This window comes from Maritalea sp., assembly GCF_047634455.1.
GTDB lineage: Bacteria > Pseudomonadota > Alphaproteobacteria > Rhizobiales > Devosiaceae > Maritalea.
In genome coordinates, this window is record NZ_JBLIAI010000074.1 from 1 (window position 1) to 10914 (window position 10914).

Below are 10914 nucleotides of genomic sequence, written 5' to 3' on the forward strand. Positions count from 1 at the left end.
AAAACTCTCTCAGGGTCGAAAAAACACATTCTTGCTCGAATCTGTTCATGGTGGTGCGACACGCGGTCGTTACTCCATGATCGGGCTTGAACCTGATTTGCTGTTTAAAATTGAACGCGGCAAAGCTTCGATCAACTTCAACCCCATGGTTGAGCCAGACCGTTTTGAGCCGTTGCCTGATGCGCCGCTGGATGAGTTGCGTACATTGCTAGCGGCCTCTGCGCTTGAAATTCCTGAGGGTCTGCCCCCAATGTCAGCGGGAATCTTTGGATATCTTGGCTATGATATGGTGCGCGAAATCGAGGATCTCCCCGACGACAACGAGGACACAATTGGCGCACCTGATGCCCTTTTGATGCGCCCATCCCTGCTGGCGGTTTTTGATACCATCAAAGACGAGTTGTATTTTGCAACGCCTGTGCGACCTGACGCTGAAACTCTTGCGGCTGCTGCGTACCAAGCGGCCCAGGAGCGGCTAGATTCTGCGCATGCGCGCCTTTCCAATTCAGCACCTTTGGCAAAAGAACGCGCTGAAATTGCCACCCTTGCGTTTGAAAGCAACACGTCTAAGGAAGAGTTTTCGGCGATGGTTGTGCAAGCCAAAGAATATATCCGCGCTGGAGACGTCTTTCAGGTTGTTCTAAGTCAGCGTTTTTCAGCAGACTTCACCCTACCCCCGGTTGCGTTTTACCGGGCATTGCGTCGCACCAACCCTAGTCCGTACATGTATTTCTTGGATTTTGCCGATTTCTCCATTGCCGGATCAAGTCCAGAAATTTTGGTGCGGGTACAAGACCAAAAAGTGTCCGTTCGGCCAATCGCTGGCACCCGCAAGCGTGGCACAACGCCAGAGCGCGACCGTGCTCTTGCCGATGAGCTGCTTTCTGACCCAAAGGAATTGGCCGAACATCTGATGCTGTTGGACCTTGGTCGCAACGATGTTGGCCGTGTAGCAGAAATTGGAACGGTTGAAGTTACCGACCAGTTTTTCCTCGAATACTATTCGCACGTCATGCACATCGTTTCCAATGTGGAAGCTACGCTGCGCTCGGACCTCGACAATATTGACGCCCTAAGCGCCGGTTTTCCTGCCGGCACGGTATCCGGTGCGCCCAAAGTTCGGGCGATGGAAATTATTGATGAGCTCGAAAAGCACCGCCGGGGCATTTATGCGGGTTGCGTGGGCTATTTCAGCGCGGATGGCTGGATGGATACGTGTATTGTGTTGCGCACAGCCGTGATTAAAGATGGCAAAATTCACGTACAAGCAGGCGCTGGCATTGTGGCAGACAGCAAGGCAGAACTTGAGCAGCTTGAGTGCGAAAACAAAGCCAGAGCGCTCACCAGCGCTGCACAAGAAGCGATGCGCTATGCGGATGAGCCGGAGATGGGCCAATGACCAAACTGCTCGTTATCGATAATTATGACAGCTTTACCTACAATCTGGTGCATTTGATAGGCGCACTTGACGATATCCAAATGCAAGTTGTGCGCAACGACAAGATCACCATTGGCGAAATTCAGGAAATGGCGCCGGATGGCATTGTGATTTCCCCGGGACCAAAAACCCCAACAGAAGCGGGCATTTGTGTGCCGATGGTTGAACGGTTCAAAAACGAAATCCCGATGTTTGGCGTTTGCCTTGGCCATCAATCTATCGGCGAAGCGTTTGGCGCAGACATTGTGCGGGCCTCAGCTTTGATGCACGGCAAAACGTCAACCATTCGGCACAATGGCAAGAGCGTGTTTAAGGGACTGAACAAGGACGGCATCACCGCCACCCGCTATCATTCCCTGACCATCGACCCCAAAAGTCTGCCAAGCGAACTAGAGGTCACCGCAACATCGGATGATGGCATGATTATGGGCATTGCCCACAAAACAATGCCGCTGCATTCAGTGCAGTTTCATCCGGAAAGCATAGCGTCACAAAGTGGCACCCAGATCGTGCAAAACTTTATCGACATCGCCAACGCGTTTAACGCCGCAAAAACACGGAGCGCATCATGAACATCAAAGAAACGCTCAATCATTTAGCTGACGCCAAAGACCTGTCGTTCGATCAAATGCGCAATGTAATGAACTTCATCATGTCCGGCGAAGCGACACCGTCGCAGGTCGGTGCTTTTCTGATGGCGCTGCGCGTTAAAGGCGAAACAGTTGAAGAAATTGCCGGCGCGGTTTCAATCCTGCGCGAAAAAATGACCAAAGTCGCCGCCCCTTCAAACGCAATCGATATTGTTGGCACCGGCGGCGACGGTGTTGGCACTTATAATATCTCGACGACGGCGTCGATCATTGTGGCCTCTGCGGGCTGCCCCGTGGCCAAGCACGGCAACAAAGCCCTGTCATCTAAGTCTGGCAGCTCGGAGGCCTTGTTGGCCCTTGGCGTGGAGCTGGACCTGCCCGCCGCAGGCATTGCCGCCTGTATCGAACGGGCGGGCATCGGCTTCATGTTTGCGCCCAACCATCACGCGGCGATGCGCTTTGTTGGCCCGTCCCGGCAGGAAATGGGCGTGCGCACCATTTTCAACCTGCTTGGCCCGCAATCAAACCCAGCTGGCGTGAAAAACTATTTGCTCGGCGTTTACGACAAGCAATGGGTGCGCCCAGTCGCTGAATCATTGCTCAAGAATGGTGCGACCTCAGCATGGGTTGTGTTCGGCAATGACGGTTTGGATGAGTTGACCACAACAACCACAAGTTCTGTTGCTAAAATCCAAGACGGCAAAATCACCGAATTTGAAATCTCACCCGAAGAAGCCGGTTTGCCATTTGCGCAAACAAAAGACATTTTGGGTGGCACACCAGATGAGAATGCCGCTGCAATGCGTGAATTGTTTGCGGGCAAACTATCCCCTTATCGCGACATCGCTTTGTTAAACGCCGCCGCCGCCTTCTTGATCTTGAACAAGGTGGACAACCTCAAAGCTGGTGTAGTGCTGGCGGCTAAACAAGTGGATAATGGTTCAGCCAAAGCTAAACTGGACGAATTGGTTCGGGTGTCGAACGAGGTGGCCAAAAAATGACTGATATTCTGCGTAAAATCGAAGCCTATAAGCGCGAAGAAATCGCCGCTGCAAAGCTCAACATGCCACGCGGAGATTTGGACACACTTGCCAAACATGCAAGCGCCCCGCGCGGCTTTTTGAACGCCCTTAAAGCCAAACGTCAAACTGGCGAATATGCACTGATTGCTGAAGTCAAAAAGGCGAGCCCCTCCAAGGGTTTGATCCGCGAAGACTTTGATCCGGCCTCTCATGCTACCGATTACGAAGCTGGAGGTGCGGCATGTTTATCGGTTCTGACCGATGGCCCTTCGTTTCAAGGTTCTCCAAAGTTTCTAAAAGACGCCCGCGCGGCAACGGCCCTGCCTGTTTTGCGCAAGGACTTTCTGTACGATACCTACCAAGTGGCGCAAGCGCGCGCCTGGGGGGCGGACTGCATTCTGATCATTATGGCAGCGGTTGACGACAAATTGGCCGAAGATTTGAACGCTGCGGCCAAATTCTGGAAAATCGATGCGCTGATCGAAGTGCATGATGCAGCTGAACTTGATCGCGCCCTGAAATTGAACGCCGAGCTGATCGGCATCAATAACCGCAATCTGCGCACCTTTGCGACCAGCCTTGAAACCACAATTGAATTGGCGAAAAACGTGCCTAACGACAGGCATTTGGTCAGCGAAAGCGGCATCTTCACCTTTGCAGATGTGCAAATGCTGGATGATAAAGCCAATGTGGGCACCTTCCTTGTGGGCGAAAGCTTGATGCGCCAGCCAGATGTGACCAAGGCCACGCGATTGCTGCTTACCGGCAAGGAAGCAGCATAGATGGCCGAAAAACTCACCCACATAAATGAAGATGGCGAAGTCCATATGGTTGACGTGGGCGGCAAAATTGTCACCCAACGCCAAGCTGTGGCCACGTCCCGCATAAGTATGAGCCAAGCCGCGTTTGACGCGGTAAAAAGCGGCAACCTGAAAAAAGGTGATGCTATAGGCGTTGCGCGGGTTGCGGGCATTATGGCGGCAAAAAACACGTCGCAAATGATCCCCCTTTGCCACCCGTTGGCCCTGACCAAAATCGAAATCTCGATCACGCCAGACGACGCCACAAACAGCTTTGAAGTCTCGGCGCTTGTGCGTGTCGAGGGCAAAACCGGCGTCGAAATGGAAGCATTGACAGCTGCGTCAGTGACGGCCCTAACCATTTACGACATGGCCAAAGCGATCGATAAATCCATGGTCATCGGCCCAACCCAATTGGAACAAAAGTCGGGCGGCAAGTCCGGCACCTATAACCGCGAGTAAATCCATGACCCTTCTGCCTGTTGCTGACGCGCTAAAAACCATCATAGACGCCATTTCGCCCACCCAGGTTGAAACAGTGTCGCTAGACCGTGCAAATGGCAGGCTGCTCGCCGCTGACATTACAGCCACATTCGATCAACCCCCATTTGATGGCAGCGCCATGGATGGCTATGCGCTGAACGCGGATGATGGCGCGAAGGGAACTGCACTGAATGTCGTAGGCATTTCAGCCGCTGGTGAGGCATTTGACGGCACGTTGAGCGCTGGCCAGTGCACCCGCATCTATACCGGCGCGCCAATGCCCAAGGGCGCGAACGCGGTGATCATGCAAGAAAAGATCACCCGCCAAGGCGACCAGATCACACTCAACGATGATGTGATCGAAAAGCAAAACGTGCGCGACAAAGGCAACGATTTTGCGAGCGGCGACGTGCTGATTGGTTCGGGAACCAAACTTAGCCCGTTTCATGTGGCGCTGGCCGCGGCGGCGAACCAAGCCCACATGCAGTTGCGCAAAAATCCTACGCTGACCTTGGTTGCCACGGGTGACGAGCTGGTGCCGCCGGGTTCAACTCTGAAAAAAGATCAAATCATCGCTTCAAATGGCTTTGGCCTGACGCCGCTATTCACCCATTTCGGCGCGAACGTTAAAGATGGCGGCATCATCAAAGATGACCGCAAAACGCTTAAATCAGAACTCAAACGCCTGCTAGATGAAGAACCAGACATTTTGGTGACAACAGGCGGCGCAAGCGTTGGCGACCGAGACTATGTCAAAGAAGTTTTGGAAGTGCTGGGCGTAAATCTAAGCTTTTGGAAAATCGCCGTGCGCCCCGGCAAACCACTAATGTTTGGCACGCTTGGCAAAACCACGATTTTCGGCCTGCCCGGCAATCCGGTCTCAGCGTTGGTCACCGGCACGGTGTTCGTGGTCCCCGCGATCAAAGCCAAACTGGGCCAATCACCCGAGCACATGATTGTGCAATTGCCCCTCACCGCCGATATGGCCTCCAATGGCCCCCGCCAACACTATCGCCGCGCCAAACTGACCAAAAATGCCAACGGCACCTTGGCCGTTGACCCGCACATGCAATCGGACAGCGCCCACCTCACCTCACTTTCCGCTAGCGATTGCTTTGTGGTGCAAAAGCCGCTTGAGGAGAACAAAGGGTTTGGTGAAATGGTGGATGTGTTGATGATGCCTTGGGTGGTTGGGTAGAGGTGCTATTTTTTAGCGGAATTCCAAGTCTAAATGCTGCACAAATACAATTACGATTTGACATCGAAAAATTGTGCACCATTGGATGAATTGGCTAAGTGTCCACGGAACTAAGAATTATAGCGCCAAACCAGCAAGCTTATTAATGGTGCGGCGTAAGCTGGAACTGTTTTCCGCCGCCCGCTCGACATCCCAATCGTTTCTGACGAACTGCGACAGTTTATAGTTGTAACCCATCCCAGTTATTGCGCTACTTCCTCGTTCTGGGCAAATCTCTTTACGGACAGCAGCATTCCGCGATCGTCTTGCCAAGTTGATAAGATATTCTTTTGAGTCAATAACTGTCAATTCTATGTTCTGTTGCAAACGGGCCTGGCTAATACTCAAAAATTGAGCAATGCCGCGCGTATCCGCTAGCAGCCAAGATTCAATTTCCGTTTGAGCGATGCAAAAAAGCATACTGTTGGGTAAGGGCTCGTCCAAGTTTGCAGCTGCGAGCCAGTTTCTTCTAAGCGAAGGAGGGCACTGATGTTGGTCCATGTCTGTAATAATAAGAACTGGATAGGTCAGTGCCAAATTGTGGAATTTCTGCAAATTTGATTTGATGTAGCCAAAACCGCCATATGCCTTACCAAGCTCTTTCGAATAAGTGCCCGCAGGGCAGCAATCGCAAATTAGCCTTTCTGCTACAGTGCGGCTAAGTTCATCTTCAATGCAAAAATAAACAATCATATTGAAAGGCTGAGTTGTCCTGTTTTCCGTGCATCTGGCAATACCGCTTCCGCTGCCGAAAGCCCAGCAGCAAGCGCAGCTTTCTCGGAATCTGAAACATTGCGCATGTTAGAACCGTCATCAGACGGCGTTATAATCACAATCCCGTCAGGATTAATGCCCGTATTTGATAACAAGGCTTGGCTATGCGTAGTGATAATAAACTGTCGACCATTCCTGGATTTAGTCTTCACGGACTCCATGATCCTTGGCAGTTGAGCAACAATTTCTTCATTAAGCGATAACTCAGGCTCCTCAAGCAGCAAAGGCGAATTCCCACGTTCCTGTAGCAACCAGAGAATCGACATAATCCGTAATGTGCCGTCCGAAAACTGGTCTTCGCGCTGTTTTGCTCCCTGTGGGCGATGATGCTTAAATTTTATTTCCAAATGTGGGTGACCAGTAATATCATCTTTCAGGAATTTAAGGTCTTCCAATTGTGGAACAATTGTCCGCAATGCCGCCTCTATTCTCTTTAGCCTAGCGTCCCTTGTACGAGGGGTTGTTCGAGCGATTCTAAGCATAAACTCTTGACCAAACGGATCATCTTCGACAACCCTGCCCCCAATCTGATCACCAAACTTTAGAAGTTGGGGCACCAAATGAACGTAGGTTGTACCTGAAAAGAAATCTGCAAGCTCTCGAAATTCTGCATTTGCACTAATCTGCTCAATGTGCGTCTCGCGAAGCAGCAATTCGTCCTTCTTGTCGGATTTCGTCGGCCTATTTAGAAGGATTTTTGGTCGTCCCTCATCCCCAAATACTGTCACTTTTTCTTTAGTGACTTTTGGATCTCGTTTTCCTTTGGGCGGGATGTTGAAACCTAGCTCATACTTCCAAATAGGAGAACCATCTTCATTCACAATATCCGCTTCAATAAGGATTTCAGTATCATTCCTAGCATGCAAGCAGCGGATTTTCCCCACGCCTCCGCGACGTTCTATTGCATCCTGAAGCCCACCTCCTCTATGCTTAGACACGTCTCTCAAAAATCGAACTACATCCAAAAAATTCGATTTTCCAGATGCATTTGGTCCCAAAACATAAACAGAGTCTGGTAGGTTCTGGATTTCGCCAGCCTTGAAATTCCGCCAATTCTTTAGCTTCAAACGGCTGATGTGCATTGGTCATCCTAACAATAGTTTTAAACAGATTAATCTTAGTAGGAGTTACTCACAACCCCGCCGATCTGCCAATTATCAAAAACGAACAATTCATGCCATACTACGAGATATTAATCAGCATGCATCGTGGAAATCAAACACCTCTCCTGCAAATCATTGGCAACAATTCCTACAAACGACCTGAAGTTCCATTGCGGATGCAATCAACCCGCGTTTTAGGTGATCGGGATCACGCCATGAATTTTGATAAGCCTTTGGTCGCCAATACGCTGATTGCGGCTTGCGCGGCCATACCTTGTTTTCTTCGCTTGGCCATGCCAAACTCTAGGCGATGACAACGTTTACGATTATTGCGGACATGGTCCAAAATGTGGCAGGGGATGCGGCAACTGTTGTTTCCATCACCAAGCCGGGCGCAGAAATCCATAATTAACAGCCCACGCCGCGCGAAATCAGCCGCGCGCAGCAATGGCTGGCGTAGGCCCATGCTCCAGCTCATCGGCACGTACAGCGCGGCCGCGGCCTAGTGCCTTGGCACGATAGAGCGCTTGGTCGGCACTGCGGATCACCATATCAGCGGTCAAAGCATCTTCGGGCCACCACGCAACCCCAACGCTGGCGCCAACATAGACCTCATAATCTTCAAAAATGATTTCTTGGCACACGCTCTCAATCAGATTGTCGCAAATCAGCATGATTTCATCTTTGTTGGTTGCGTGATGCAAAAGCGCGATAAACTCGTCACCACCTAGCCGGGCAACCATGCCGCGTTCGCCAATGACAGCGGCGATCCGTTCCGCCACGGCGCGTAAAACGACGTCGCCGGCTGGGTGCCCAAACGTGTCATTTACCGGTTTAAACTTATCAAGATCAATGCACAGCACCGCACAGCTCTCCAAATTGCCGCTATTGATGGTTTTTTGCAATGCCTCATCAAATTGGGTACGGTTTGGCAATCGGGTCAGGGGATCATGATTGGCCAAATATCGATTGCGCGCTTCCGCTTCTCGTGTGCGTTTAATCAGGCGGGCGTAAACCAAGGTGACAATGAACATAACCAAAGTAATTAACGCCAACATGGCCGCCAAAGCGGGCAACGCGTCAAGCCAAATCCCGTCAGACGGAAATGCAGATTGCCAACTCACATAAACAATATCGTTGGTGATTTCAGACGTGACCTCAATGGCACCCACATTGCCAATCGGCGCATCATCTGAAACTGAAAAGCCCTTCAATTCATTCTTGCTGGTATATTCGGCAATCCTTTGTTCGGTAAACGGGCGAAAAACCACCAAAACATGCGCGCCACCATCTGATAATCTCAATTCTCCATCAGGAACAATGGCTTGGGCAATTACAAAGCCAAATACGCCATCAATTTTGCGAATATCTTGTGCAAAGAGCAATGTTTCGCCACGAATTGGGTCGTCTTCCACCCAAAACTCACCATCTTCCCCTACGCGTAATTCCATATAGTTTTGTTGCGCACGACGGACCAAATCAAAGGTCTGTGACGCAAAGGACAGGGCGCGAACACCTGCAACAAACGCATCATTCTCGGCATGCAACAACACTTCGTCATCTGGCGAGATCAGTGCTGATCGCTCAATACCATATTCGCCCGGAAACCATTCCAACATTGGGTCCGTGAAGAATGTTTCATCAACTCCGTTGGTAATCGCCTCAACACTGGCGTCCCACCACGTTACCTCAGATTGGCGCTGCGACAGGTCGGCAATCTCACGCTGCAACAAACTGGAAACGGCGCGCTTATCTGCCGCAGACTTCAACCCGTTTGCTGATTTGCCAGCCACATCAAGCACAAACAAACTAGACACAATAAATGCAACAACCAGCACAGCAAATGCCGCAAAAATGGAGCCTATTGAAAAAACGATACGGCTCGGATGTCTCTTGTGCATTATTGCCTCCTGCTGGGACGACTTGAACGCCCATTATGCGCAACAGGTGCTGCAATGGATTTAACAAAACTAAGCGAATACGCTTATTGTGAATTTGTACTTAACAGGGCCTGCAGCAGATTAGATGCAACCCTAAATGGCCGCCTGGCCCACACGCGATCCCGTTAGGTGAAGCGAGATCGTATTTCTCAACCAGAACCGACCAAGTAGCTTCTTCCTTCCTCTCGTCACCCTCGGGCAGCCTGCGTGGGGTGAACGCCAAATAATCACCCGAGGGTCCAAAACGAACTGCCAATCGAACCGCAGCGGACAGTCCGTTTCAAGCTTGTACGATTAACTCAACATTTTGTCTGATACCGGCTCAGGGCCGGGAATGCCACAGGTGGGTCTGACGCAATATACCAAATCACTATATGCCAGCAGTGGTCTGGCACGGTATATCAAAACAATCTTGGCCGTCCCGGACTTGATCCGGGACCAAGATCGCCATACGCGCCAAACGCCGCCCGTTTACGGCTACATTACCGCAAATTGTGTCTGTCATTTGCATGGTCTAGTCCGATATCTTTTCGAATGTGCGCGCTTAAGTCGCCAGCATTCAGATAATAGGCACGAACTGCCTTTCGCTTTCGACGGGCCTCAAGTCTGTCGAGTAGAATTTGAACAAGGCGGCCTAATCGCTCGAAATATTGCTCGGAAAGTGCATGTTGTTTTTTCATGTGTTTTCGCTCGGCCAAACCAATCAAGGCTCCGCCGCTCCATAATTTGGAATGTAATTGTGCCGAAAGCCCACCGCAAAAAACGGCGCAAAATTCGACAAATGAGGTTATTGATCCGAACGCCAAAGCGGGATCAGATAAGTTGAGAATTTGAACCTAAAAGACTACAGCAAAAATGCTGAGGGAAGGATCGGTTGCGCTATTGTTAAGCTGGCAAACGAATTGCCAGAAGTGTTTTGCGAAATGTAGTCATAAAAACCTCCTTGGCGTTGTGGTTGGTGGGACCAACCTGATTAAAGACAATTCTCAGATACCCCTAGAATCGCACGCATACAACACAAAACTGGGACAATTTGGCACACCATCGTTAATTGTTGCAATTTGATCACAGGGTTAGCGACCCGCTGGTTTTCCGTCGAGTGAACAGGCCTTGCAGAACATATAAAGAACAGTTATAGTTGTTCAACATTTGTTCCGATTCTATTATAGGCTGCAAAGGACTTCGAAATGTTGACCCGCAAGCAACATGAACTGCTGATGTTCATCCACGAGCGCATGAAGGAAAGTGGTGTCCCCCCCTCATTTGATGAGATGAAGGACGCACTGGATTTGAAGTCAAAGTCAGGCATACACCGACTTATCACGGCTTTGGAGGAACGCGGGTTTATCAGGCGATTGCCGAACAGAGCGCGCGCCATGGAAGTGGTTCGTTTGCCAGACAGCATGAACCCATCACTTGGTGGCAGGAAGTCCAAATTTGAGCCGAGTGTGATTGAGGGTGACCTTGGTCGTGCACCTACCCGGCCAACACGCCCACAATATGATGAGGATGCCCCAAACGCCACAG

11 protein-coding genes and 1 pseudogene are annotated in these 10914 nt (G+C 50.7%); 8 read left to right on the forward strand and 4 right to left on the reverse strand.

Features of this window, described 5'->3' with window-relative positions; all coding sequences use genetic code 11:
- The 6 genes from trpE to glp all read left to right on the forward strand — a co-directional run.
- A partial coding sequence (gene trpE / locus ACJAZW_RS13780; RefSeq protein WP_415159082.1) for an anthranilate synthase component I occupies positions 1-1399 on the forward strand: 1399 nt, incomplete at its 5' end.
- Positions 1396-2010: an anthranilate synthase component II gene (locus ACJAZW_RS13785; RefSeq protein ID WP_415159084.1), complete on the forward strand. Its 615-nt coding sequence runs from the start codon at positions 1396-1398 to the stop codon at positions 2008-2010. The genes trpE and ACJAZW_RS13785, both read left to right, overlap by 4 nt.
- Positions 2007-3029 (forward strand): anthranilate phosphoribosyltransferase, encoded by a 1023-nt coding sequence (gene trpD, locus ACJAZW_RS13790; protein WP_415159086.1) that lies wholly within the window; start codon positions 2007-2009, stop codon positions 3027-3029. The genes ACJAZW_RS13785 and trpD overlap by 4 nt, the downstream gene beginning before the upstream one ends.
- Entirely contained in the window at positions 3026-3832 is an 807-nt protein-coding gene (trpC, locus tag ACJAZW_RS13795) for an indole-3-glycerol phosphate synthase TrpC (protein ID WP_415159088.1), read from the forward strand. The genes trpD and trpC overlap by 4 nt, the downstream gene beginning before the upstream one ends.
- A complete protein-coding gene (gene moaC / locus ACJAZW_RS13800) occupies positions 3833-4312 on the forward strand; it encodes a cyclic pyranopterin monophosphate synthase MoaC (RefSeq protein WP_415159090.1) in 480 nt (159 codons plus the stop codon).
- 4 nt (positions 4313-4316) lie between these two features.
- Positions 4317-5531 (forward strand): gephyrin-like molybdotransferase Glp, encoded by a 1215-nt coding sequence (gene glp / locus ACJAZW_RS13805; protein ID WP_415159092.1) that lies wholly within the window; start codon positions 4317-4319, stop codon positions 5529-5531.
- Positions 5532-5648: 117 nt separating this feature from the next.
- Here the strand turns inward: glp and ACJAZW_RS13810 are convergent, their stop codons facing one another.
- Both ACJAZW_RS13810 and ACJAZW_RS13815 read right to left on the reverse strand, forming a co-directional pair.
- Complete coding sequence (locus ACJAZW_RS13810; protein WP_415159094.1) at positions 5649-6263, reverse strand: hypothetical protein; 615 nt, start codon at positions 6261-6263, stop codon at positions 5649-5651.
- Entirely contained in the window at positions 6260-7426 is a 1167-nt protein-coding gene (locus tag ACJAZW_RS13815; RefSeq protein WP_415159096.1) for an AAA family ATPase, read from the reverse strand. Before ACJAZW_RS13815 ends, ACJAZW_RS13810 begins: the two co-directional genes overlap by 4 nt.
- A 328-nt stretch (positions 7427-7754) precedes the next feature.
- On the opposite strand from ACJAZW_RS13815, the pseudogene ACJAZW_RS13820 reads away from it, so the two are divergent.
- Positions 7755-7856: pseudogene (locus ACJAZW_RS13820) on the forward strand (metal ABC transporter solute-binding protein, Zn/Mn family); the annotation flags it as partial.
- Positions 7857-7878: 22 nt separating this feature from the next.
- Here ACJAZW_RS13820 and ACJAZW_RS13825 read toward each other — a convergent pair.
- Together ACJAZW_RS13825 and ACJAZW_RS13830 are read right to left on the reverse strand one after the other, a co-directional pair.
- Complete coding sequence (locus ACJAZW_RS13825; protein ID WP_415159098.1) at positions 7879-9348, reverse strand: diguanylate cyclase domain-containing protein; 1470 nt, start codon at positions 9346-9348, stop codon at positions 7879-7881.
- Between the two features lie 521 nt (positions 9349-9869).
- Entirely contained in the window at positions 9870-10067 is a 198-nt protein-coding gene (locus ACJAZW_RS13830) for a hypothetical protein (protein ID WP_415159100.1), read from the reverse strand.
- Between the two features lie 507 nt (positions 10068-10574).
- On the opposite strand from ACJAZW_RS13830, the gene ACJAZW_RS13835 reads away from it, so the two are divergent.
- On the forward strand, positions 10575-10914 hold a 340-nt coding region (locus ACJAZW_RS13835; RefSeq protein WP_415159102.1), incomplete at its 3' end, for a LexA family protein.